The sequence below is a fragment of the Nocardia jiangxiensis NBRC 101359 genome, from assembly GCF_000308615.1.
In the GTDB taxonomy this organism is placed as follows: domain Bacteria; phylum Actinomycetota; class Actinomycetes; order Mycobacteriales; family Mycobacteriaceae; genus Nocardia; species Nocardia jiangxiensis.
Map to the genome: position 1 here is coordinate 21,507 of NZ_BAGB01000167.1, position 23,994 is coordinate 45,500.

20 protein-coding genes are annotated in these 23,994 nt (G+C 66.3%); 13 read left to right on the top strand and 7 right to left on the bottom strand.

What is annotated here, in order from left to right; translation table 11 throughout:
* Positions 1-7: 7 nt before the first annotated feature.
* The gene (locus ON40_RS41015) at positions 8-1,243 is read right to left on the bottom strand and encodes an acyl-CoA dehydrogenase family protein (RefSeq protein ID WP_040831015.1); all 1,236 of its coding nucleotides are present in this window, start codon (positions 1,241-1,243) and stop codon (positions 8-10) included.
* Positions 1,244-1,533: 290 nt separating this feature from the next.
* Between ON40_RS41015 and ON40_RS41020 the strand changes: the two genes are divergently transcribed.
* The 5 genes from ON40_RS41020 (at position 1,534) to ON40_RS41040 (ending at position 8,675) form a co-directional block, all read left to right on the top strand.
* A complete protein-coding gene (locus ON40_RS41020; protein ID WP_040831016.1) occupies positions 1,534-3,927 on the top strand; it encodes a CaiB/BaiF CoA-transferase family protein in 2,394 nt (797 codons plus the stop codon).
* 82 nt (positions 3,928-4,009) lie between these two features.
* Entirely contained in the window at positions 4,010-4,930 is a 921-nt protein-coding gene (locus ON40_RS41025) for a LysR family transcriptional regulator (RefSeq protein ID WP_040831017.1), read from the top strand.
* Positions 4,931-5,317: 387 nt separating this feature from the next.
* Positions 5,318-5,626, top strand: coding sequence for a hypothetical protein (locus ON40_RS41030; protein WP_040831124.1), 309 nt, complete (start codon positions 5,318-5,320; stop codon positions 5,624-5,626).
* A 39-nt stretch (positions 5,627-5,665) separates the two neighbouring features.
* Positions 5,666-7,162 carry a class I adenylate-forming enzyme family protein gene (locus ON40_RS41035; protein ID WP_040831018.1) on the top strand — a complete coding sequence of 499 codons (1,497 nt, stop codon included), beginning with the start codon at positions 5,666-5,668 and terminating at the stop codon, positions 7,160-7,162.
* Between the two features lie 241 nt (positions 7,163-7,403).
* Positions 7,404-8,675 carry an FAS1-like dehydratase domain-containing protein gene (locus tag ON40_RS41040; protein ID WP_040831019.1) on the top strand — a complete coding sequence of 424 codons (1,272 nt, stop codon included), beginning with the start codon at positions 7,404-7,406 and terminating at the stop codon, positions 8,673-8,675.
* Positions 8,676-9,058: 383 nt separating this feature from the next.
* Here the strand turns inward: ON40_RS41040 and ON40_RS41045 are convergent, their stop codons facing one another.
* Positions 9,059-9,700 carry a TetR/AcrR family transcriptional regulator gene (locus tag ON40_RS41045; protein ID WP_174435114.1) on the bottom strand — a complete coding sequence of 214 codons (642 nt, stop codon included), beginning with the start codon at positions 9,698-9,700 and terminating at the stop codon, positions 9,059-9,061.
* Positions 9,701-9,831: 131 nt separating this feature from the next.
* Between ON40_RS41045 and ON40_RS41050 the strand changes: the two genes are divergently transcribed.
* Together ON40_RS41050 and ON40_RS41055 are read left to right on the top strand one after the other, a co-directional pair.
* Positions 9,832-11,247, top strand: a complete 1,416-nt coding sequence (locus ON40_RS41050) for an amidohydrolase family protein (protein WP_040831020.1) — start codon at positions 9,832-9,834, stop codon at positions 11,245-11,247.
* Between the two features lie 130 nt (positions 11,248-11,377).
* Positions 11,378-11,959 (top strand): nuclear transport factor 2 family protein, encoded by a 582-nt coding sequence (locus ON40_RS41055; protein ID WP_040831021.1) that lies wholly within the window; start codon positions 11,378-11,380, stop codon positions 11,957-11,959.
* Positions 11,960-12,300: 341 nt separating this feature from the next.
* Here ON40_RS41055 and ON40_RS41060 read toward each other — a convergent pair whose 3' ends face one another.
* From ON40_RS41060 to ON40_RS41075, 4 genes are all read right to left on the bottom strand, one after another.
* Positions 12,301-13,095 (bottom strand): FadR/GntR family transcriptional regulator, encoded by a 795-nt coding sequence (locus tag ON40_RS41060; protein ID WP_040831022.1) that lies wholly within the window; start codon positions 13,093-13,095, stop codon positions 12,301-12,303.
* A gap of 216 nt (positions 13,096-13,311) precedes the next feature.
* Complete coding sequence (locus ON40_RS48915) at positions 13,312-14,046, bottom strand: hypothetical protein (protein WP_051194390.1); 735 nt, start codon at positions 14,044-14,046, stop codon at positions 13,312-13,314.
* A complete protein-coding gene (locus ON40_RS48920) occupies positions 14,043-14,546 on the bottom strand; it encodes a hypothetical protein (RefSeq protein ID WP_157186760.1) in 504 nt (167 codons plus the stop codon). Before ON40_RS48920 ends, ON40_RS48915 begins: the two co-directional genes overlap by 4 nt.
* Positions 14,547-14,639: 93 nt before the next feature.
* Positions 14,640-17,132, bottom strand: a complete 2,493-nt coding sequence (locus ON40_RS41075; RefSeq protein WP_051194392.1) for a CaiB/BaiF CoA transferase family protein — start codon at positions 17,130-17,132, stop codon at positions 14,640-14,642.
* Between the two features lie 304 nt (positions 17,133-17,436).
* Here ON40_RS41075 and ON40_RS41080 point away from each other — a divergent pair, with 304 nt between their 5' ends.
* From ON40_RS41080 to ON40_RS41105, 6 genes are all read left to right on the top strand, one after another.
* Positions 17,437-18,630 (top strand): thiolase C-terminal domain-containing protein, encoded by a 1,194-nt coding sequence (locus ON40_RS41080; protein WP_040831024.1) that lies wholly within the window; start codon positions 17,437-17,439, stop codon positions 18,628-18,630.
* Positions 18,627-19,058 carry a Zn-ribbon domain-containing OB-fold protein gene (locus ON40_RS41085; RefSeq protein WP_040831025.1) on the top strand — a complete coding sequence of 144 codons (432 nt, stop codon included), beginning with the start codon at positions 18,627-18,629 and terminating at the stop codon, positions 19,056-19,058. Before ON40_RS41080 ends, ON40_RS41085 begins: the two co-directional genes overlap by 4 nt.
* Positions 19,059-19,248: 190 nt before the next feature.
* Positions 19,249-20,292, top strand: coding sequence for a phosphotransferase family protein (locus tag ON40_RS41090; protein WP_040831026.1), 1,044 nt, complete (start codon positions 19,249-19,251; stop codon positions 20,290-20,292).
* A gap of 51 nt (positions 20,293-20,343) precedes the next feature.
* Positions 20,344-21,648, top strand: coding sequence for an acyl-CoA dehydrogenase family protein (locus ON40_RS41095; protein ID WP_040831027.1), 1,305 nt, complete (start codon positions 20,344-20,346; stop codon positions 21,646-21,648).
* Positions 21,645-22,388, top strand: coding sequence for an SDR family NAD(P)-dependent oxidoreductase (locus tag ON40_RS41100; protein WP_040831028.1), 744 nt, complete (start codon positions 21,645-21,647; stop codon positions 22,386-22,388). Before ON40_RS41095 ends, ON40_RS41100 begins: the two co-directional genes overlap by 4 nt.
* A gap of 51 nt (positions 22,389-22,439) precedes the next feature.
* Positions 22,440-22,889 (top strand): nuclear transport factor 2 family protein, encoded by a 450-nt coding sequence (locus ON40_RS41105; protein WP_040831029.1) that lies wholly within the window; start codon positions 22,440-22,442, stop codon positions 22,887-22,889.
* A gap of 63 nt (positions 22,890-22,952) precedes the next feature.
* On the opposite strand, the gene ON40_RS41110 is transcribed toward ON40_RS41105, so the two are convergent.
* Entirely contained in the window at positions 22,953-23,939 is a 987-nt protein-coding gene (locus tag ON40_RS41110) for an NADPH:quinone oxidoreductase family protein (protein WP_040831031.1), read from the bottom strand.
* Positions 23,940-23,994: the final 55 nt, after the last annotated feature.

Here is a 23,994-nt window from a genome sequence, read left to right on the forward strand (position 1 = left end):
CGTGCTCCTAGCTCTCGGACGGTCGGGTCGTGCCGCCCTTGCGGACGTCGCGGAATGGCACGCCCCGGTCTGGTTCGTAACCCTTGGGCAGGCCGAGGATCCGTTCGCTGATGATGTTGCGTTGAATCTGATCGGTGCCGCCGCCGATCGAGTTGATGAACGACCACATCAGCTCGTGGTCGACCTCGTAGGCTTGTTCGTCGGCCTGGTCGTAGAGCAGACCGCGTGCGCCGAGCAAACGGAACCGCAATGCCCAGGACGAGTGCAGGATGCGCGATTTCGCGAGTTTTCCCAGCGATGCGAGTGAGGAACCGCCGCCTGCCTCGATCTGCTTGCGCGCGCGTATCGCGTTCCAATCGTTCACCAGACGCCACGAATGGATGCGCATGATCTCCTGCCGCACGGCCTGGTCGTCGAGTTCACCGGCTTCCCGCGCCGCCGCGATGAGGTCGTTCGAGCCGGTGAAAATCGGTGCCCGGCCGTCCTTTTCGCGTTTCGCCGCACCGAGCTCGAAGCCCATCGTGCGGCGTTCCTCCTTGAGCGCGGTCTGCAGCACTCGCCATCCGTCGTTCAGTTCACCGATGAGCGCACCCACCGGAACACGGACATCGGTGAGGAACACTTCGTTGAAGTCCGACTCCCCGGTCATCTGCTTGATCGGGCGGACCTCGATGCCGGGCAGATCCATCGGGATGATGAAGAAGCTGATCCCGGCATGTTTCGGCTTGTCCCAGTCCGTCCGCGCGAGCAGCAGCGCGCAGTCGGCCTCGTGCCCGCCGGTCGTCCAGATCTTCTGGCCGTTCACGACGAACACGTCGTTGTCCAGTTCTGCCCGTGTCTGCAATCCTGCCAGGTCCGAGCCGTTACCGGGTTCGCTGTAGAGCAGGCACCCGCGACTCCATTCGCCCGACAGCAATTTGGGCAGCACGTCGCGCTTGAGCTCCGGGGAGCCGAATTCGACGATCGTATTTCCAGCGAGCGCGGGATAGCCACGGCTCTCGATGGCCGCTCCGCGCGCGCCCACCGCACGGAATTCCGCCGCGATCGTTTTCGCATCCGCTCGGGACAGGCCCAGGCCGTAGGCATCCTTCGGCCAGGTGGGCGCGGCCCAGCCGGCGTCGACCACTCGACGTCGCCACGCGGCGTCGTTCACACCCTGCCAGTTGTCCGCGAGCCAGGAACGTACTTCCTCGGCAACGCTCACCTGTGGCGCCGTCACCGGCGGCCCATCCGTGCTCGTCATGTTTCCCTCTCCGAAATGTCACCCCGTTGTGGTCTGATCCCGACATTTCCATGTCGCGCGACGGCGGTAAACGATCTGCTTGCTCACGACCAGATGTGCGGTTCGGACATGCACCAGGTCCCGGTAGATGAGCGATCCGCACATGGGTCGGTGTCCCGATCCATGATGTACAGCGCAGGGTGCGCGCGCCAGCATTGGGCTCACAGTGCCCGGTCGTACGTCGTCCTGAGCAACGACGCCGAGATATGGGCGGCGTGAGAACGCCAATCGCACCGACAAGGAAGTTGGCCTTGAGTAACAGCACCCCCAGCTACGATCCGCCCCTGCTCGGCGTCCGGGTCGTCGACCTCATCTCCGGTCCGATGCAGAACGTCGGCCGGCATCTCGTCGATCTCGGCGCATCGGTCACCCGTGTGCACCTGACAGGCGTCACCGATGATGACAGAGGCTTCGGCCCGGTCGTCGACGGTGTCCCTCTCGGCACCGCCATCGCCACCCGGGGTACCCGGGCGGTCGTTATCGATCGGTCGACTCGTGCCGGGCGAGCGGATTGGGACGAACTCCTGACGGCGTCGGACATTCTCCTCGAGAACACCGCGCCCGGTAGTCCGGCCGAGGCGGCGCTGGATGCCGCAGAGATCCGAAAGGGGCACCCGGCCCTGGTTCTGTTGTCCGTCAGTGATTTCGGCCGCGGCAACGACTTCAGCACCTGGCAGGCCACTACGCCTGTCCTGCACGCACTCACCAGCGAGCTGTCCCGTTCCGGCCTTCCGGGGCGCGACCCGCTCGTACCGCCTGGAGAGCTCCCCTACGACGTTGCCGCCGCACAAGCGGCGTTCCTGACTCTGAGTGTGTACCTCGACCGTCTGCGGACGGGACGGGGCGACCGCATCGACTTCTCGATCCTCGACGGCGCGATGCAGGCACTCGATCCCGCCTACGGCATGACCGGCAGCGCGTCGGCCGGGGTGCCGCTCAGCGCGCTGCCTCGAGGACGCGCCGACGAGCGTTACAAATATCCGATTATTCCCTGCAAGGACGGGTTCGCAAGGATCTGTGTGCTGGCCACGCGGCAATGGCGGGGCATGTTCGAGTGGATGGGCCGTCCCGAGGAATTCGCCGGCCCGGAGTACGACAAGCTGATAGTCAGATTCCGGTCATCGACTCTGCTGCCCGCCATCGCACGGCATTTCGCCGACAAGACGCGCGCCGAACTCGAGCAGCAGGGACAGCGATACGGGGTCCCGACGGCCGGGGTGCTGACGTTGGACGAAGCGCTGACAACCGAGCAGATTCGTGCGCGCGGATTCCTGCGCCGGGTCGAAATCGCACCGGGTCTGGCCGGTCCGATTCCGGCCGGGGTGGTCGAGATCGATGGTGCCCGAGCGTGGGTCGACGCCGCGGCCGACGCCGCAGTGGGGCGGCCGAGCAGCGCGATCCTGGCTTCACGCCCGCGGACCCGGGACAACCTGCCACTGGACGGGATTCGTGTGCTGGACCTCGGTGTCATCGTGGTGGGCGGCGACACCGGGCGGCTGTTCGGCGATCTCGGCGCGGACGTGATCAAGATCGAGAATTCCGCCTTCATCGACGGCGCCCGCGGCTCGCAGGGGCCGGCCGGAATGACACCCGGATTCGCCGCCGGTCACCGCAACAAGCGCAGCATCGGCATCAACCTCCGCGACCCCGAAGGCAAGCGACTGGTCCGGGAACTCGCCCGCTCCGCGGATGTCGTGCTGACGAATTTCAAACCCGGAGTGATGAATTCACTGGGGCTCGACTACGCCTCGCTCGAAGATGTCAATCCCGGCATCGTGGTCGTCGACAGCTCCGCCTTCGGGCCCACCGGTCCATGGTCCAAGCGGCTGGGCTACGGCCCCTTGGTCCGGGCCGCCACCGGTTGCACCGATCAGTGGGTGTATCCGGGCGAGCCCGGCAGTTTCAGTGACGCGATCACCGTGTACCCGGATCACGTCTGCGCTCGAATCGGCGCGATGGCCGCGCTCGCGCTGCTGATCCGCCGTGAACGCACGGTGCGTGGCGGGTCGGCGAGCATCGCGCAGTCGGAGGTGATGTTGAGCCATTTCGGCTCGCGGATCGTCGCGGAAGAACTTGCCGAGGGCGGCCGCGCCGTGACCGGCGGCGTGCACGATGCCCCGTGGGGTGTTTTCGCCGCCGCGGGCGACGACGAATGGGTGGCGGTCACGGTACGCGGCGATGCCGATTGGGCGGCGCTCTGCGCGGTGATCGAGCGCCCCGATCTGATGTCGGATGCGAGCTTGTCCACCGCGGCCGGACGGATGACGCAGCGCGAACGCGTCGAGACGGCGGTATCGGACTGGACTGCCGAGCATGCCCCTTTCGACGTGATGGCGACATTGCAGGCCGCCGGGGTTCCCGCCGGTGCGATGCTGCGCGCGATCGATCTGCCGGAATGGGAATACTGCCGCGGCCGCAACACATTTCGCGTGGAGGATCATCCGTACGGGAGAGAGCCCTATGTGATGGAGAATGTGCAGATTCACGCCGAGAGTGTGGCCGTGCCGCCGCTCGGTCCGGCACCGCTGCTCGGTGAGCAGACCTACCGGATCGCGCAGGATCTACTCGGCTTGGACGAGGCGCAGATCGATGACCTCGTGAGCCGGGGAGTCCTCGAAGTTGCTTCTCGTCCCCAGGTCCGGTAGCCGTGGCGGACCTGGGCCATGGGTGGTTCGGCGTCCTCACATAACATGCGTCCAGGGGTCGACGACGACGTGGGGCGATCACATGAGTATTGACTTCACCCGCCTGAAGTATTTTCTAGCGGTCGCGGAAGAACTGCACTTCAAGCGTGCCGCCGATCGGTTGCACATCACCCCGCCCCCGCTCAGCAAACAGATCAAGCTTCTGGAACGCGAGGTCGGCGGCCCGTTGTTCGAACGCGACTACCATGCGGTGCGGCTGACGGCGCTGGGCACTGCCCTCGTCACGCCTGCGCGGCGGATACTCGATCTGGTCGCCGAATTCGAGGCGACCGCGAACAGCATCACAGATCGCGTCGAGCCGCTACGGGTGGGCGCGACGGCGTATGCGCCCTCGGATCTGTTGTACGCATTCGAAGACGCGGTGTGTCAGCTGACTACACCGGCGGAGTTCAGCATTCCGGGTTCCGCGGCAGAGGTGGCCGCACACCTGGTCGCCGGTCATTTGGATCTGGGCTTGATCCATCTGCCGTGCACCGACTCCAGGGTCGATTACCGGGTGATCACCCGCTACCAGAGTGGGATCGCGGTACGCAGTGATGATCCGTTGGCGTCACGCTACGCCGTGACCATGGCGGATCTGCGTGATCGGCAGGTTGCCATAGACATCGCCAGTGTCAACCAGCTCGCAATGTCGACCCTGGTTCGCCAGCTCGACAAGCGCGGTGTGACCCAGGTCGTTCACGCCGCCCCGGGTCGCAGGGGAAGTGAGGTCGAACTCGCGGCACAGGTCCGCAGCAAACGACTGGTGCTTCTGGTCGCCTACGCTCCCGATTCGTCCTTGGGGCGGGTGTTCTCACCGCCGGAGTTCAAGCTGATCCCGATCGAGGACAGAAGTTGGCGCGAAGGTCAGCTTGCACTCGCATGGCTGCGTGACCGGACAACGCCGCACCCAGCGCTGGCGTCGGCGATCGAGGACTTGACCGCCCTTTTCGAAACCGAGTGACAGATGTCGCCCGATGTCACCGCGCGGCTACTTTTCGCAGTCGCAGTAATTCCTCTGGCACGGTGCCGGCTACCAGGGTGCTGTTCCGGTCTGGACGTGCCATTCGTCGGAGCGGAAGTCCTGGAACCGGACGGAATGGTGGAGGCCGACGCGCTGCATGCCCGGGTTCGTCGATGGTGATGGTGTGCGGGGAGTGCGGAGGACATCGGTGTCGAGCGGTGAATGCCGCTCGCCCGAGGGGACTACGCGAGGCACATTGCATGTACCTCGCATCGCTTACTTATAGTACTATCTAAACTATGTGACAGAGGCCACCGGCCGGTGCAGTATCGAGAACACTCACCGGTGATGTGGACCGGTCCGGCAACAGGCACACATGGAGGCACCGTGATTCTGAAGGTAGGCCAGGCGCTGGCGAGTACCACCGATGCGACCGCGCTCATCGTCGTGCGCGCACCCACCCGGGACATCGCCTTGACCTGCGGCGGTGCGGAGATGGTGGCAGGTAGGGCCGGGGTCGGCGACGGCAGCGGTATCTCCCCCGCGCATCGCGGCGGCACCCTGCTCGGCAAGCGCTACGTCGACGAGGAGGCCGGGCTCGAGGTGCTGTGCACCAAGGCCGGTGACGCCTCGTTGGCGGTGGATGATCGCCCGCTGGAGGTCAAGCAGGCCAAACCGCTTCCTTCCTCGGACTGACCACCGGCTCGATCAGTACGTGAACCCTTGGAGTTGCGAATGAATGTGACGATGCTGCTGGATATGGCGGTCGACGGCTTCGGCGACCGGGTGGTGATCGGCCGCCGCGAAGGCGGTATCACCGCCGTGCGGCTCGCGGAGATGTCCGCGGCGGGTGCGGCCGCGATCCGCGAATCCGGTGCGGACTCGGTGGTCTACCTCGCGGTCAACGGCCCGGCCTTCCCGGTCGCCATGTTCGCCGCCGCGCGGGCCGGGGTTCCGCTGGTGCCGGTGAACTACCGTCTCGGGGCGGAGCAGCTCCAGTCGCTGCTGGCCAACCATCCGCGGGCGATCGGTATCGCCGACGAGGCGCAGGTGCCGACATTGCAGGCGGCCGGGCTCACTGTGCTCACCCCCGAGCAGTGGCTGGCCAGGACCGCCCAGCCCGTCACCGCGTCGCCGGACGCCGGGGAAACCGGCGCCCCGGCGGTCGTCATCTACACCAGCGGCACCACCTCGGCGCCCAAAGGTGTGCTGCTGCGGCACGAGAACCTCACCTCGTACGTATTCGGTTCGGTCGAGTTCGGCTCCGCCGAGCCGACCGATGCCGCGCTGATCAGTGTGCCGCCGTATCACATTGCGGCAGTGGCGAATGCGATCACCAGCCTGTATTCGGGCCGGCGCACACTGGTGCTCGAGCGGTTCACTCCCGCGCAGTGGTTGCAACTGGCCCGCGAGGAGGAGATCACCAACGCGCTGGTCGTTCCGACAATGCTCGCGCGGATCGTCGAATCCGAGGCGGACAAGGCGCTGCCGTCGCTGCGCGCACTCGCGTACGGCGGCGCGCCGATGCCGACCTCGGTCATCGAGAAGGCGCTGCGGATGTGGCCGGAGGTCGGATTCGTCAACGCATACGGACTCACCGAGACCAGCTCCACCGTCGCGGTGCTCGGTCCCGAGGAGCATCGCGCCGCGCTGGCCGGCGACGACCCCGCCGTGCGTGCTCGGCTGGGGTCGGTCGGCCGAGCGGTCCCCGGCATCGATCTGGAGATCCGGGATGCGAACGCCGTGGTGGTGGGTCCCGGCGTCACCGGTAGCATCTGGGTCCGCGGTGAGCAGGTGTCCGCCGAGTACGCCGGCATCGGTCGCGCGGTCGACGACAGCGGCTTCTTCAATACTCGCGATCAGGGATTTCTCGACGAGGAGGGGTACCTCTACATCGGCGGACGGGTGGACGACACGATCATCCGTGGCGCGGAGAACATCGCACCGGCCGAGATCGAGGATGTCATCCTGCGGCATCCTGCCGTGCTGGATACCGCCGTCGTCGGTGTGCCGGACGAGGAATGGGGACACCGCATCGAGGCGGCGGTGGTGGTGCGCGCCGGAATGCGGCTGGACCCCGAGGAACTGCGCGCTTATGTGCGAAATGTGCTGCGCGGCAGTAAGACACCCGAGCGGATCGTCTACTGGGACGAGTTGCCGCGCACGGAGACCGGCAAGCTGGTCCGGCGGCACGTGCTCGAACGGATCGTCGCCGACGACCTGGTGGTCTGAACGCGTACACCTGTCGATACCGATGCCCCTTCCGGAGTCCGGAAGGGGCATCGGTATTTTCGGGCTCACGCACTGCTGTCATCGCTAACTTAGATATCTAACTGATGCACAAACCTCCATCAACCTCTTTCACTTAGTATACTTTCTAGGTAAGGTGGGGTCTGCGCCCCTCAGGTATGGGGCCCTGTCGCCGAACCACGGCACGGGTCCACATCGGCTCACGACCACGGAGGTAATACGGATGACGACGGCGGAAGAGACGCAGAAGGACGCACCGAAGGTGTACACCTTCCGCGACGAGGACATCCAGCGCGCACACGATCTTGTCGGCATCTATCACGCGGTCACCCAGCGTGAGCAGTTCACTCGCGCAACGCCCGACGTCATGCGCAATTTCGCGCGCAGCTACGGCGACGACAACCCGCTGTTCGTCGACGAGGAGTACGGCCTCGACACCCGCTGGGGCGGGCAGATCGCACCTCCGATGATCAATATCGCGCTGACCCGGGAGCTGCGTGCGGATCCGGTCCCGAAACAGCAGCGCCGCCCGTCGTTCCGCGGTATCCACGTGTTCGTCTCGGGTACCACCACGGACTGGTACCGCCCGGTGTACGACGGCGACACCCTGTACTCGTTCCAGGGTTTCAGCGACGTGGAGCTCAAGGAGTCCGAGTTCGCAGGTCGTTCGCTGATCGTCACGCGCTCGCACGTCCAGATGAACCAGCGCGCCGAGGTCGTACAGGTGCAGAAGGTGATCACGATCCACACCGAGCGCCACGAGTCGAAGAAGCGCAACAAGTACCAGGCGATCGAGCCGGCCTCCTACACTCCCGAGGATATCGCGAAGATCGACGAGATCTATGCGGCCGAGCAACGCCGGGGCGCGAATACCCGCTACTACGAGGATGTTTCGGTCGGCGAGAGCCTCGGCACCATGGCCAAGGGGCCGCTGACGACCACCGATATGGTCGTCTTCCATTCCGGCGGTTACGGTTTCGCCCCGTACACCCCTTCGACCGCGCGCCTGACCTACAAGAATCGGCAGCGCATCGCCCCGTTCTACATCCCGAACGAGCAGGGCATTCCCGATGTCGCACAACGCATTCACTGGGACAGCGACTATGCCCGATCGATCGGCCTGCCCGCCGCCTACGACTACGGCATGATGCGCGACTGCTGGCTCTCGCACTACCTCACCGACTGGATGGGCGACGACGCGTGGCTGGTGAGCATGTCGAGCCAGATGCGGAAGTTCAACTACCAGGGCGACACTCACACGATCACCGGTGAGGTCGTCGGCAAGCGGGTCGACGGTGACCGCCATCTGGTCGATGTCGAGTTCCGCGGCACCAGTCAGCGCGGCGAGATCACCTGTCCGGCGACCGCGACCATCGCCCTGCCGAGTCGCGAGGCCGGACTGGTCGCCTTGCCGACCCCGCCGAAGGAGCTCGAGGTGGTCGCGGCGCAGATGCTCGCCCGGCACGGCGAGCTGCGTGCCGCGAAACGCGGCTGAATTCGGAACTCGGACGGGCTCGCCGGGGTGCGCACCGCGCCGCCGGCGAGTGCGTCATATGTCGGGCAGGTTCGACGACGTAGGTCCTTCATGCCGTGTCGGACCGTTCACATCCATGCATGCGCCCGAAAATCCTTCTGCCGCAGCGACTTGCGTGCCATGAGCGGTTTCGATCCCTACTTGCCGGTCGAAGATCTAGCGCGCACTTGGAGGTCTGTCGCCGCGCCTACGACCGGTCCGGCGTTCGCCCGGTTTCTCCACCTGCTCACCATCGGCGGCGGACGCGACCGCCGCCGATGGTGCGGAACGGCAACTCCGCACGCTGTTCTGCGTGTGGTCTGTACACGCCGGCGGCCGATCGTGTGCCGAGGTGCCGCAGAGTCTCAAGATCGTTGGCGGCCGAGGGCTTCGAGTAGTCCGTCGATCACACCGATGGCCTCGTCGCGGGCTCGGAGAGGATCGGCGGAGTTGGCGACGAACTGTGCGGCCTCATCGGTGGCCGCGAGCAGCACATGCGCCAGCACATCGAGTGGCTGGGGGGTCATCGTGCCCTGGTCCACTGCGCGTGCGAGCAATGCGCGTATCGACCCGAGCCCGAACTCGACCTGAAGCTCGCGCCACTGCTGCCAGCCGAGGATGGCGGGACCGTCCACCAGCAGGATGCGCTGGACCTCGCCGGTCAGCGACGATTTCAGGTAGGCGCGCAGGCCTTTTCGGAGATCGGCCAGCGCGTCGTCGGTCTGGTCCGGCTGCGGCGCCTGACTGTGCACCTGTTCGGCGACGGCGAGAAATACGGCCCTGAACAGCGCCAGCTTATTGGGAAAGTGGTGGTACAGCGCGCCGCGGGTGCCTACGCCGGCAGCTGCGACGATCTCCTCGGTTCCTGTTGCGTGATAACCCTTTTCGACAAACAGCCGGCGTGCCGCGGCGATGAGTGCGGCGCGGGTGGCCTCGGCTCGGTCGGCGATCTCGGCCGTGCGCACGGGCCGCTTCTCGGATTTCGCCGCCGATTGACCCTTGTACATACAGCTTGTATCCTCCACATGCAGATTGTATGTCACCGACCATACAAGGATAGCGACATAGGCCTACCGGTCCGATCGGCCTGGTTGGACCGTATCGCCTGGCACCTGCAAGTCCGGAGCAAGGAGACAGTGTGGCTGACACACCCGGCAAGATCGTGATTTTTTCGGCGGACGGGCACGCGGGGGCCAAACGGATGAAGGACTATCTGCCGTACTTCGCCCGCGACGTTCGTGACACCGTCGCCGACCTTCTGGTCGAGGAGGAACGCGCGTATCGCCGCATGATCGCGCCGGACTTCACCTCACGGCCTGCCGAACAGAAACCCGAGGGCTCGGAGCGGTTGTGGTCCCCGGCGGCTCCCGAACGCTTCGGGGGCTGGGACATCGCGGTTCGCATGGAACAGCTGAACCGCGAAGGGGTCGCGGGCGAATTGCTGGTGCCGGGGCACCAGTTCTCCTCGCTCCCGTTGTTCAGCGTGGTCAACAAACCGTTCGAGGCGGACCTGCGCACGGCGGGCGTGCATGCCTACCACCGTTGGCTGGCCGATTTCATGGCCGGGGGCGATGGTCGCCTGCACGGCATGGCCGATCCGGGGCCGTGTCACGACATCGATGCTGCCGTCCGCGAACTGCGATGGGCCCGGGAACACGGCTTCGTCAGCGTAGGGGTGCCCGGCATCATTGAGGATCCGAGTCTGCCCTCGCTGCTCAGCGACCACTACGAGCCGTTCTGGCAGGCATGTGCCGACCTGGACATGACCCTGATGGTGCACGCCGGGTGGGGGTTCCCGCAGGGCCGCTATCAGGAGTTCATCTCCGCATTCGTCACCACGCACCTGGGTGAGCAGGAGGCCACCCAGATGCTGGCCGCCCAGCAGCATCTCGACGAGGAGGCGCGGGCGGCGCTGCAGAAAGAATTCGCCGAGTCCCCGGCCTCGCCGTTCCGTCTGGATTTCGGTCCGCGGCGGCTGCTCTGGCAGCTGATGCTGGCCGGTGTCTTCGACCGCTACCCCTCGTTGCGCTTCGTGCTGGCCGAAGTCCGTTCGGACTGGGTCCCGGCGACGTTGCAGCTCTTGGATTCCTGGTACGAGCAGCGGACGACGCCGCTGAAGATGCGTCCGAGCGAATACTGGGCGCGACACTGCTTCGCGACGCCGTCGTCGATCCACAAGGCCGAGGTGGAGGCCCGCGAGGCCGTCGGTGTCGAACGGCTGATGCTGGGCATCGACTATCCGCACCCGGAAGGGATGTGGCCGGACACCTGGGACTGGATCCGGGTGGCATTCGACGGCGTTCCCGAGAGCGAGGCACGACTGATTCTCGGGGAGAACGCGCTGCGTGCGTTCCCGGTCGACGCTGCGCACATTCGAGCCGTCGCCGAACGGATCGGCCCCGATCCGAGTCGCTTGCTGAGTGATCGAGAGGATGTGCCCGCTGGGCATATCGAGCATTTCCATCGCAGAAGCGGATTCCTGCGTCCCGCTGAACGAGTGGATACCGATGCCACCCTCGAACTCGCCGATGAAGACCTCCGGTTGGTCGGTTGAGCGGTCGGCAGCCACCAGGCCACACATGACCGCCGACGTCGGCAGCGGCGGTCTCGGCAACCCACGGCATCGCTGGGCCGTTGACTCGATGCTGCTACCAGGAATGTCACAACGATTACGAGGGAGTTCCATGACGGATTACGCAGAGGTCGAAAGAGAGTTCAAGCGCTACTTCATGACGGGTCCGGTGCTGGAGGACTGGACGGCATGGGTGGATCTGTTCGCAGAGGACGCAACGTATTTCGACCATTTCTACGGAACATTCACCGGCCGTGCGGAGATTGCGGCGTTCATCGAAGGTACGATGGGCGCCTCGCCTCATGTCTATACCGTGCTGAAGTGGTATGTCATCGACGGAAATCGAGTCGTTTATCAGGCGCTCAATCGCGCCGACAACCCGGAGCCGGGCGTGCCGCCGATCGACTTCCCCTCCTATCAAGTCATCGACTACGCCGGAGGCGGTAAATGGAGTCGCGAAGAAGACATCTGGATCATGGGCGAGATGAAGAGCTTCGCCCGCGCTTACGCAGAGGCGGAACGACGCTTTCCGCAAGCCTTGGAGGACAAGCTGTCCCGCAATGACTGGGGTGACTGGGTGCGCTGGGCACGCCCCGAACCAGGACACGTCGCCCGCCCATCGTGGTTCGGCCGGGCGGACTTCAGACCATTCGCCAGCATAGACGACATCGACGTCGGCGTGCGATCTCACTAGGGTCCGCGCTGATCGAAAGGGCTCTGCCGCAATGGATTGCGCGCGCCCGGATCGGTCGGACCGCGGCCCTGGTCGAGGATGTCGCGCACCTGAACATCATCGCGGCGCTCGAGCATCGACAGACGGGGCGTCGACCATGTGCTTCTGCCGGTGCGCGAACACGCTATCGGCGTCGCGGGCGCGCAGCAGCTTGTGTCCCGTCCATCCCGGCGAGTTTCGCCATGTTCCGCCTCGAGAACGCGGACGCGCCGGGATCGACCAGCTGCTCGGAAATGAGTCTGCGGTTCTCCCGCAACGGAGGTTCTCCCGCAACGGATTACGGGCCCTCGGGCCGGGGGCGATCAGTCGAGGATATCGCGAACCTGAACGTCCTCACGGCCCTCCAACAACGAGAGCCGGGCGTTGACCATGTGCTTCTGCCAGTGCGCGAACACGCCGTCGGCATCGCGGGCACGCAGCAGTTTGATCAGGCGGCGGCAGGAACGGATCTCGAGTTTGTAGGAGGACTCGTAGCGTTCCTTGTCCGCACGGGTCTCGAACAGCACCGCACCGGTGTGGCGCTCGGTGATCTCGTGCAGCATGCCGGCGATGATGGCGAGCGTCGCGTTTCCCGACAACTGCACGATCCGCAGGTGGAAGGCCGAGGTCCCGGCCGCCAGATTGTCGGAGGCGAAGGCGGCGGGGATGTCCTCGTCGACGATGCGCTCGAGCTCGTCGAAATCTTCCTCGGTGCCCTCGGTCGCGAGAATGCGTGCTGCATCGGGCTCGATGGCCTCGCGCGCGACGAAGACGTCGGCGACCGTGGCGCCGGAGAGTTCGAGCAGCAGCGATGCCGGTCGGGCGACGATCTCGGGACCGGGCACGCAGACGCGGGCGCCGGAGCGCGAGCCGCGGCGCACCTCGACGAGTCGTTCGGATTCCAGGACGCGCACGGCCTCGCGCAATGTGGGCCGACTGACCGAGTAGTGCTCCATCAGTTCGGCCTCGTGGGGGAGGTGGTCACCGTCCTTCAGCTCGCCATCGATGATCATGCGGCGAAGGTTGTGTGCGACCAGCTGGGCGGTCTTGGGCGTGCGGATCGCGCGTGAGGCCGCGCCGCGCGAATCGAAGATCGGTGCCAGGGCCCTGTCAGCCACGTGCTTCCTCCCAATGGATCGTTATCGTCGACCGGTTCGACCGGGTGGCCGAGCCGATGCTCGCCGGTAGCCTATGCGCCGCTGCATATTCACGGTTTTCCTTGAACGCCAGAATATATCGTACTAGGTTTAATAAGTTTTGCAGGTCTACGCGTAGTCGTCGAGTGGCGATGTTCCGGCGATCGGTGTCACGGACATCCGGAACATCGCTGGTCGTCAGCTGTTGCTCGGCCGGGTCGGCGACGGTGTGCGCGACTGTGCTCGTTGCGCCTGGAGCTGATCGAACTTCTGCGTGCCGGCCGCGATGCCCACCGGGATGGCCACCGCGGCACCGCCGAGACTGGCACCCAATCCGCCCACGGCCACCGCACCCACCGCGCAGGTCGCGACGACGGCCGGAATGGTCATCGTCCCCAGCGTGGCCAGGGACAGCAGGGTTCCGCCGGTGGCGATTCCGAACGGGCAACCGAGCGCTATGCCGATCACGGAGCCGCCCAGTGCGCCGACCGCCATCGCCAGACCCATGTGCGGCGCTGCCGCGGCAACCGATTGATTGATATCCGACATGAGGTCCTCGGGCGCCGACTGCGCCGCAACCGTGTTCGGGCGGCTCGCGATGTCCGATGATGTCCGGGGAGGGGGCGCATCGACGGTGGTGGCTTCGGGTGTGGCGGGTAGGTCGATCGGTGTGCCCAGGACGGTGTTCCCCGCCGCATCGCGCAGGTCGAACCCATTGGGCCGCACCGCGACTGTGCCGATCGGCGTACGTACGGCCGCAATGCCGGTGGCGACGTCGTCGGCGAAGACGACCCCGGGCGCGAGTTCGGTATGCAGCCAATCCTGTGGCGGTGTGGTCGCCGGGGTGGTGTCGGCGTGTGCGGCGCCCGCCGCCGCGACAACTGCCGTGGCGATGAGGGCGGTGACGGCGGCGCCGTGTGTACTGCGTTTCATTTCGACTCCTCCGTGGACTCTGTGGACGGCACCTGCTGCGCGATCAGGCCCCGGGCATGGAGCGAGCTGTACTGCTGGCTCATTGCGTTGGCCAAACTCGGTGTGCCGGTGACGATTCCGCCGACCGTTGCGCCGAGAAAGCCCAGCGCCGCCCCGCCGACGACGCATCCGCCGATAATGCCCACCGGGGTCAGCACCGGTACCGGAATCGTCAGTGAGCCGCCGGTCACCGCGCCGAGTGGACAGCCGACCGCGATACCGGCTGCCGTGCCCACGACCTGGCCGACTATCGAGGTGCCGGCCCACGCACCGGCGATTGCGTCGAAGGCCTCGAGATATTCGGTGCGAGGGTCGGTCGAGGTGGCAGCGGGAACGGGGGTTGGATCGGCCGGTGTGCTGGTTGCCGGTTGGTCCGCGGCTGCGACAGCGGGCTCCGCGGCCGCGACCGAGATGGAGGCGGCAATGGCCACAAGGGCCGCCGCCCAGGTGGTGTAACGCATCGATTCTTCTTTCTGAAGGTGAACAGGGACGAGCTACTCGCCGGGTAGGCGTTGCCGCACGTGGGGGTGAGCGGCTTTTCTCGCCGGGGTCGTTCAAGCCACGATCCCGCGGGCCCGCAGATCGGCGATTGCCGCTGCGTCGTACCCGATTTCGGCGAGTAGGGCGTCGGTGTGCTCGCCGATGAGGCAGCCGCCGTCGGCCTTGGTCCGGGATCGCGAGAAGGTGGTGGCCGGGGCGAGCCTGCGATGCACGTCGAATGTCGGATGCGTCGCGGTCACGGTGTAGCCGGCCTCGAAGTACTCGTCCTGCTGCAGCGTCTTCTCCGCCACCTGTTCGGCCACCGCGACGCAGCCGATATCGGCTCGGCCGAGTTCCTTCTCCCACAAATCTTTTGCGCGAGAAGCGAAGACGCCGGCCAGTACCTCGGCGAGGGCGGCGTCGTTCGCGGTCCGGGCGTACTCGGTGGTGAAACGCGGGTCCTCGGCCAGCCGGACGTACGGTTGGAGCGCCGCGGTCAGGACCGGCCATTCGTGTTCGAGCGGTGCGGCCAGGAAGATCCAGCCGTCCTCGGCACGGTAGAGGCGGTAACGGGCGCTGTAGCCGTACATCTCGTGGTCGGGGCACAGCGCCTCGACCCGTCCCGGATAGTCGACGTTGCGGTCCACCAGTGCGTGGGATCCGGTCGCGATCATCGTGGTGGTCAGGGTGCCGAGCGGCCGGCCGCGACGGCGGGCGAGCAGTCCGAGCAGCATGGCCGAGGCGGCCCCGAGCGCCGCGACGCCGTCTGCCTGCACCGATAGATTGGCGGCCGCGGCATAGAGGCGGATCACAGCGGCCTTGACCTCGTCCAGGGTGCCGACCCGCGCGGTGGCGTCCGGTACGTCGGTGAGTCCGAGGCCGGTCGCCGCGCCGATCGAGGGCGCGTAGGCGGGTTTCGCGCCGTATGGTCCGTCCACCCCGTAACCCGGTGCGCACAAGTAGACGAGATCGGGGTTGAGCGCGGTGAGCGTGGCGGCGTCGACTCCGGCCCGCTCGGCCGCACCCGCACGGTAGGTCTGCAGCACCACATCGGCTCGCTCGGCGAATCGGTGCACGATCGCCAGACCCTCGGGGGTGTGCATATCCAGGGCGATGGATTCCTTGCCCTGCATCACTTTTGCGCCGCCGGCTTCCGGGAAGGGCACCAGTCCGCGAATGGTGTCACCCGTCAGCGGCTCGACTTTGACCACCCGCGCACCGAGGTCGGCGAGCAGTGTGGCGGCGTAGGGACCGGCGAACATCGAACCGAGCTCGAGAATGGTGGTGCCCGCCAGCGGAAGTTCACCAGGGGCACTGCCGGATGGCGTTGGGGCGCTCGGGGTTTGGCCTGCACCCGGCCCGGCTACTGCGGTCCCGGCCCGTTGCCGTAGTGCTGCGCTGTCCGCGCCCGGACGCGGTGCCAGGCGTGGCGGCGCCAGGGCGGCGCCGTGCACGTGGACCAGGGTGGAGGGTTGGGTGACTTCGCCGAGATCGGGATCGGTGATCGTCACGACCCGTCCGTCGTGCACCAGCTGCGGATGCCGCAGGGCGTCGGCCGGGGTGCGGAAGACCTCCGCGCTCAGATCGGGATTGGTGTCGAAGACCTGCTGCCACTCGGCGAGTGTGCGGGCCGATGCCCGCTCGAGCATGATCTCCCACAGTTCCCTTCGCAACGCGACGTCGTCGAGTCGCGGGACCCCGGCCCATTTCGGATCGGTGAACATCCAGGTCAGGTCCAATTCCTTCATCAGCGCAAGGAACAGGCGCGGCTCGGTCTGCGCGAACTGGACGAAGTGTCCGTCCTTGGTGGGCGTGATGAGCAACGGGTAGATCAGATGCCCGTTGGGGTTGCCCTCGTCGTCGAACGCGGATACCGGGACGAAGGCGTCGGGCCACCGGTTCACCACCAGCTCCGAGAACCACTGCCAGGTATCCATCGTCGCGATGCCGCGGACCAGATCGGCGTCGACGTGCTGGCCGATCCCGCTGTCCTCGCGTTCGAGCAGTGCGGCCAGGATGCCGTGCAGCGCGGTCTGCGAGGCGCCCCAGGAGGCGAACGGAGTGGGCACGAACGACGGACCGGGGCGGGTCGTGGTCTGGCGTTTGCCGTACATGATGCCGAGCTTTGCCATTACCAGGGCCTCATAGCCCTTCATGTCTTTGAACGGTCCGGTCGAGCCCCAGCCGGTGATCGCGGCGCTGACCAGCCGGGGATTCAGTCCGGCCAGTGCGGCGGGGCCGAGTCCGAGCCGGGCGGCGGATGCGGGACGCATGGTGGTGACCAGCACGTCGGCCGCGCGCAGCAGGCCGCGCAGTGTCTCGGCGTCCGCGGTCTCGTGCAGGTCGAGGGTGATGCTCTGCTTGCCACGCCCGAGCGCGGGCCACCCCGGCAACGCACGCAGCCGACTGCCCGAGGGGGGCTCTACGAAGATCACTTCCGCGCCGGCATCGGCCAGGAACATCGTGGCCTGTGCGCCGGGCAGGGTGGTCGACAGATCGATCACCGTCAGGCGATCGAGGGGCCCGGCGTCGGCAGGGGTGTCGTTACGGGATGGCTCAACAGGCACTGGTGATCCTCCGGATCAGGGGTGAATTTCCGATCGGACGCATGGGGAGGCGGGCTGTGAGGCCGAGCGCTGCGCCGGTGGGATGTGATCTGAATCTCAGGCTAACGCTAGCTCACATAGTTCACAAGGTTTGATTTCTGAACCGCGAAACCACGTAGCTGTAGATCGATTCCTGGCGGTTAGCGATCTGATAGATTACTTTGTAATACAGGTGATCGATGGCTCCGCAGGCTTGTGACGCCGAGGCGTGTGGTGCGCTTGCTACGGGCTCGGTGGTCGGCGGCAACCAGAATGGAGTGTTGATGTGTCCAACGGTTTGAGAGATGTCGCGATCGTCGGTGTGGGGGCGACTCCGTACTACAAACGCGGCGGGTCCGCACCACAGACGAATCTGGAGTTGGCGGGCAAGGCGATCCTGGCTGCCTGCGAGGACGCGGGCATCTCGGTCAAGGAGATCGACGGCTTCGCCTACTACTCCGGCGCCGGTGCCGGGTACGGCGACAAGATGGACACCGCCGATTTCATGGAAACCCTGGGCATTCCCGAGGTCACCTTCACCGCCTCGCTGACCTCCGGGGGCGGCGGCGCGGCCGGTTCGATCGGGCTCGCCCGCGCGGCCATCGTCGCCGGTGATGCCACCACGGTGGTCACGGTGATGACGCTGCAGCAGCAGAAACAGCGCCTGGGCTCGGTCTTCGCGGCCGCGGCCGCGGATCCGATCAACTCCTTCCTGCAGCCGTCCGGGCTGTCGGGTCCGGGCCATCTGATGTCGGTGCTGGCGCGGCGGCACATGCATCTGTACGGCACCCGGCGCGACGCGTTCGCCGAGATCGCGATCTCGACGCGGGAGAATGCGCTCAACCGCCCCAAGGCGATTCAGAAGACGCCACTGACCAAGGAGGAGTACTTCAACGGCCGCATGATCGCGGATCCGTTGTGCCTCTACGACTTCTGCCTCGAGACCGAGGGTGCGGTGGCGGTCATTACCACCAGTGCGGAGCGAGCGAAGGATCTGCGACAGAAGCCGGTGCCGGTCGTCGCGGTCGCGCACGGCGGTCGCCGCGAATGGGGCCGCGCGTTCGCCTGGTATGGAATGCCGGACGAGTACTTCGCGTCCTCGGGCAACGCGCCGATCGCCGAGCGGCTGTGGGCGCAGTCGGGGCTGACGGCCAAGGATATCGATGTTGCACTGCTCTACGACCACTTCACCCCGATGGTGCTCATGCAGCTCGAGGACTACGGATTCTGCGGTAAGGGTGAGGGTGGCGAGTTCGTGGAGAGCGGCGCCATCCGGTACAAGGGCGGCTCGATTCCGGTCAATACCCACGGCGGTCAGTTGTCCGAGGCCTACATCATCGGGATGACCCACATCAAGGAGGCGGTGGAGCAGATGCGAGGCACTGCGATAAACCAGGTGAAGGATGCCGAATTCGCGCTCGCCACAGGCGGTCCCGCGTCCCTTCCGGTCTCGGGTCTGATCCTCGGGAGCGCGGCATGAGCGACGTGCGCGCGACCACGCTGCCCGCCGAGGCGGTCCACATCACCACAAACAGCGATACCGAGCCGTTCTGGCAGTACGCCAAGGAGGGCAAACTCGTTGCGCTGCAATGCGGTTCGTGCGGACACTTCCGGATGCCGCCGACTCCGTTCTGTCCGGAATGTCAGTCCACCGAGAAGAACTGGAAAGAACTGTCGGGTCGCGGCAGCGTCTACAGCTACGCCGTCATCCACGGCTTCCCTGGAATCCCCGATATCACTCTCGTCGGAGCGGTGATCTCGCTCGACGGCGCCGGCGATGCCCGGTTGGTGACCAATGTCGTCGACGTCGATCCGAGTGAGGTCGAGATCGGGATGGAGGTCGAGGTGACGTTCTCGCCCATTTCCGACGGCTGGCAGTTGCCGGTGTTCCGTCCGGTCCAGGGGTGAGGATCCCGTCGGTCTGAGACGCCGAATATCAAGTGCCGCAACGCGGGTCACGGTTTTCCGGGCCCGCGTTGCGGCGTTTTCGGGGTTGACACCGAGCAGCGAATGCAGAATCCTGTTCTGAGAACACTATTCTGAATGTGATCCGCCGGGCGTGCTCGATCGTCCAGGTCCGATTCGAAAGGGCATCCCAGTGCAACAGTCCGATGCGGCCACTCACCTCGACGGCCAGACTTACGCCGATCGGCTCGCGGATCGCGCCAGCGCCGCGGCAGCTCGGACCGGAGCCGGCACGGCGGTATCCGGTGTGCGGCAATTGACAGGTGGTTCGTCGAGCCTGACCTTCGTCGCCGACCTCATCTCGTCCGGGGCGGCCACGCCGGTGGTGCTCAAGGTCGCGCCCGCCGGGCTGGCGCCGGTGCGCAACCGGGACGTACTGCGGCAAGGTCGGGTGATGGCCGCGCTGGCGCAGGCGCCCGGCGTCCGGGTGCCTCCGGTGCTGTTCGACGACGAAGGGCAGCCGCCGCAGATCCCGCCGTTCGTGGCCATGGATCTGGTGGCGGGCGAATGCGTGGAGCCGCTGCTCGAGGATGCGCGTGATGCCGGGGCGGCGCCCCGGATCCGGGCCCGCTACCTCGACGCCGCGCGAATGCTCGGTCACCTGCACCGCCTGGAGCCGGCGAGTATCGGTCTCGGCGACGAACCCGTTGTCGGTCTCGATGCCGAGATCGACCGGTGGACAAGGGCTTTCGAGACAGTGCCGGAGGACCTGCGGGGCGACTTCCGCGCTTGCGGGCGGGCATTGCGCGAGACCATGCCGACGCAGGCCAGGCCGGTGGTCAACCACGGCGACTACCGACTGGGCAACACCCTGTGCGAAGGCGACGAGGTCACCGCGATCATCGATTGGGAGATCTGGTCGGTCGGTGATCCACGGGTGGACCTGAGCTGGCTGACCTACTTCACCGATGAGGCGGGCCATCCGGCCGCGCCGAGCACACAACCGTGCGGTACGCCGACCATCGCCGAGGTAGTCCGGGAATACGAGCAGGCGTGGGGACGGCCGGTGACAGACCTGGTGTGGTTCGACGCGCTGACCCGGTACAAGGAGGCGGCAGCCACGGCGCTGCTGATCAAACGGGCCCGCAAGGCGGGCGCCATGCCCCCGGCGTTCCAGCGGATGGAGCCCGGGCTGCCGGGCATGCTCGACGAGGCGATGGCCTTGATCGGGCACTGACGACCGCTGTCGAAACAGTCGATTACCTTCTGAGACAAAGGAACAGAGCATATGTGGGATTTCCGGACCGAGCCCGATTTCCAGGCGAAGCTGGACTGGATGGATACGTTCGTGCGCGAGGAGTGTGAGCCGCTGGACCTGCTCTTCCCGCATATCGGCCAGCCGTACAACACCGAGAACGCGGCGGCCCGCGCGATCGTCAAGCCGCTGCAGGATCGAGTGCGCGAGCAGGGCCTGTGGGCGTGCCACCTCGGCCCCGACCTCGGCGGCCAAGGCTACGGGCAGCTCAAACTCGCGCTGATGAACGAGATCATCGGCCGATCCATGTGGGCGCCAACGGTGTTCGGCACCGCGGCACCCGACACCGGAAACGCCGAGATCCTTGCCATGTTCGGTACCGCGGAACAGAAGTCGCGGTATCTGCAGCCGCTGCTGGACGGCGACATCGTGTCCTGCTTCTCGATGACCGAACCACAGGCGGGCGCGGACCCGAAGGAGTTCGTGTGCGCCGCACGCCGTGACGGGGACGAGTGGGTCATCAACGGGGAGAAGTGGTTCACCTCCAATGCGCGTTACGCGGCCTTCTTCATCATCATGGCCGTCACCGACCCCGACGCCTCGCCATATCGCCGGATGTCGATGTTCGTCGTACCCGCCGAGACGCCGGGAATCGAGATCATTCGCAACGTGACGGTGATGCCCGACCGGGAGGAACTCGACGAAGGCACGCACGGCTACATCCGCTACAACGATGTGCGGGTCCCAGCCGATGCGATCCTCGGGGGCCCCGGCCAGGGATTCGAAGTGGCACAGGCGCGCCTCGGCGGCGGCCGGGTGCATCACGCGATGCGCACGGTCGGCAAATGCCGGCGGGCGTTCGACATGATGGCCGAGCGGGTGCTCTCGCGGCGCACCCAGGGTGAACTGCTGGCGGACAAGCAGATGGTGCAGCAGTTCATCGCGGATTCGTGGATCGAATTGGCCCAGTTCCGGCTGCTGGTGATGCAGACCGCGTGGATCATCGACAACGAGCCGCACGGCGCGGCGCGCACCAATATCGCGATGTGCAAGGTGGCGATGGCGAAGATTTTCGGCGACATCATCGGCCGGGCCGTGCAGATCCACGGCTCACTCGGTGTCACCACCGAGCTGCCGCTCTACGAGTGGTGGACCAGCGTGCCCTCGCTGGCACTGGCCGACGGGCCGACCGAGGTGCACAAGGCGACTGTCGCCAAACAGGTGCTCGAGGGCTACAAGCCGGCCGCGGGACTGTTTCCCTCCGAACACATTCCGACCCGACGCGACGCTGCCCGCGCACGGTACGCCGACATTCTGAAAGAGTACGGACTCGTATGACGGATCTGTTTTCACTCGACGGCAAGGTCGCCCTCGTCACCGGCGGCAGCCGCGGCCTCGGCCGGGAGATGGTGCTGGCTTTCGCCGCGGCCGGTGCCGATGTCGTGATCACCAGTCGTAAGGCCGAAGCGTGCGAGTCGGTCGCGAAAGAGGTTGCGGCACTGGGCCGCCGGGCGCTGGCGGTGGGCTGCCATGTCGGTGAGTGGGACCAGATCGACGCCCTGGTCGAGGCCGCCTACGCGGAGTTCGGCACGGTCGACGTACTGGTCAACAATGCCGGAATGTCGCCGCTGGCGCCGTCGTCCGCGCAGACGAGCGAGGAACTCTTCGACAAGATCGTCGATGTGAACTTCAAGGGCCCGTTCCGGCTGTGCGCCCTGGTGGGGGAGCGGATGGCAACGGGCGAAGGCGGATCGATCATCAACGTGTCCTCCTCCGGCGCGCTCATGCCGCAGCCGGGATTCGGTCCGTACTCGGGTGCGAAAGCGGGGCTGAACGCACTGACGCATGTATTCGCGCGCGAGTACGGACCCAAGGTCCGGGTCAACACCATTTCCGCGGGCCCGTTCCTCACCGATATCGCCAAGTCCTGGCCCGAGGAGGGGCGGCGGACCAGTCGCAGCGCGGCGGGCCGTCCCGGTGACCCGTCCGAGATCGTCACCACTGCACTGTATTTGGCCAGCCCGGCATCGAGTTACACCACGGCATCACTGATCCGGGTGGATGGCGGCCTGTACTGAAGGGCCGCTTCTGCCCGATGGGTGAGCGCATCGCCGAACCAGGAGGACGGAATGGATCACGCCGAACTGATCGCTCGGGAGAAAGTGCGAGACCTTGTCGCCGCGTATGCGCACAGCGGGGACCGGATGCGGCTCGCGGAGCTGGCTGGATGCTTCGCCGAGGACGGAATACTCGAGGTCAAGGGCCGCCCACCGGCGGTCGGCCGTGCCGCGATCATCGAGATGCTCTCGGCGGCGCCGGATCGGGGTGCCGAATCGACCGCACCGCGGATCATTCGGCACTTCGTGACCAATCTTCGGTTCGACTCGATCGCTCCCGGCCGGATCGAAACATCCTCGTACTTCGTGGTGCTGACCGCCGACGGTCCCGACCACTGGGGCCGCTACCGCGACATCCTGGTCGAGGCAGGGGAGAGGTGGCTGTTCGCACACCGGTTGGTCGCCGTCGACGCGGCAGTTCCGGGCGGCTGGTTCGTCGGCCGTCAACCGGCGCGGCCGTGACTCGGCCGACGGTCGAAGTGGCACCGAATCGGCCCGGCGTATGTGCACTGAGTCGGCACCCCCTCACCGTGGTCGCATCGTGGGATCCAGGACGATCTTCCCGTGGGCCGCACGGTCCTGCATCAGTGCGAGTGCGCGGGGCGCATCCTCGAGGGGCCACACCTCGGACACGTGCGGTCGCATGCCCTCGGAGATCAGGCGTGCGATCGCCTTCGTGCCCTCGGCCACGGCGTCGGGCCGGTGTTCGGCGAGTGTCCTGATCTCGAAGCCACGCAGGATCGCCCCTTTCAGGAGAACGAGATTCATCGGTATGCGCGGAATCTCGCCGTTCGCGAAGCCGACGCACACGTAGCGTCCGCCCCAGGCGATGGCGCGGATCGACTGTTCGGCGTATGCGCCACCCACAGGATCGATGATCACGTCGGCGCCGCGCCCGCCGGTGATCGCCTTGATGCGTTCCTTCAGGTCCTCGTGCTCGTAGGCGATACCCGCGACCGCGCCGAGTCGGCGGCACAATTCGATCCGCGCCTCGGACGCCGCCGCCGCGATCACTCGGCCCCCGAGTCGTGTCGCGATGTCGACACACGCGGTCCCCACTCCGCCTGCGGCACCCAGTACGACCACCGAGTCACCGGGCCGCATCTCGCCGATGGTGACGAGCGAGTGATACGCCGTTCGATACGTGACGCCGAATGCCGCGGCCTGGATCATGCTCAATCCGTGCGGAATTGGCGACAGGGCGGATTCGGGTACCGCGATCTGCTCCGCGAAGGCGCCGGTGAACGACACGCCCGCCACCGGGTCTCCGGGGGCGACGGTCCGCACTCCGGGGCCGACGGACAGCACGGTGCCCGCGAACTCGCTTCCCACGGTGAACGGCGTCGGAACGCTCACCTGATAGTGGTCGGCGGCGACGAGCACATCGGGGTAATTGACGGCTGCGGCCTCCACTCGGACGACTACCTGCCCGGGACCCGCCACCGGAACGGGGATGTCTCTGACGTTGAGGGTTTCGGGCCCGCCGTATGCCTCACATCGAACCGCACGCATTGGTCGTCTCCTCATCGGTAAACTTCAGAACGCGGTTTTCAGAATAGCGTTCTTG

Excerpts from the sequence above, each read along its gene's own strand:
- ON40_RS41095 (WP_040831027.1), top strand. The coding sequence starts at position 20,344 with ATGTGGGATTTCCGGACCGAGCCCGATTTCCAGGCGAAGCTGGACTGG.
- ON40_RS41045 (WP_174435114.1), bottom strand. The coding sequence starts at position 9,700 with ATGTACAAGGGTCAATCGGCGGCGAAATCCGAGAAGCGGCCCGTGCGC.
- ON40_RS48920 (WP_157186760.1), bottom strand. The coding sequence starts at position 14,546 with ATGCGTTACACCACCTGGGCGGCGGCCCTTGTGGCCATTGCCGCCTCC.
- ON40_RS41085 (WP_040831025.1), top strand. The coding sequence starts at position 18,627 with ATGAGCGACGTGCGCGCGACCACGCTGCCCGCCGAGGCGGTCCACATC.
- ON40_RS41105 (WP_040831029.1), top strand. The coding sequence starts at position 22,440 with ATGGATCACGCCGAACTGATCGCTCGGGAGAAAGTGCGAGACCTTGTC.
- ON40_RS41040 (WP_040831019.1), top strand. The coding sequence starts at position 7,404 with ATGACGACGGCGGAAGAGACGCAGAAGGACGCACCGAAGGTGTACACC.
- ON40_RS41100 (WP_040831028.1), top strand. The coding sequence starts at position 21,645 with ATGACGGATCTGTTTTCACTCGACGGCAAGGTCGCCCTCGTCACCGGC.
- ON40_RS41025 (WP_040831017.1), top strand. The coding sequence starts at position 4,010 with ATGAGTATTGACTTCACCCGCCTGAAGTATTTTCTAGCGGTCGCGGAA.
- ON40_RS41055 (WP_040831021.1), top strand. The coding sequence starts at position 11,378 with ATGACGGATTACGCAGAGGTCGAAAGAGAGTTCAAGCGCTACTTCATG.
- ON40_RS41015 (WP_040831015.1), bottom strand. The coding sequence starts at position 1,243 with ATGACGAGCACGGATGGGCCGCCGGTGACGGCGCCACAGGTGAGCGTT.
- ON40_RS41110 (WP_040831031.1), bottom strand. The coding sequence starts at position 23,939 with ATGCGTGCGGTTCGATGTGAGGCATACGGCGGGCCCGAAACCCTCAAC.
- ON40_RS41035 (WP_040831018.1), top strand. The coding sequence starts at position 5,666 with ATGAATGTGACGATGCTGCTGGATATGGCGGTCGACGGCTTCGGCGAC.
- ON40_RS48915 (WP_051194390.1), bottom strand. The coding sequence starts at position 14,046 with ATGAAACGCAGTACACACGGCGCCGCCGTCACCGCCCTCATCGCCACG.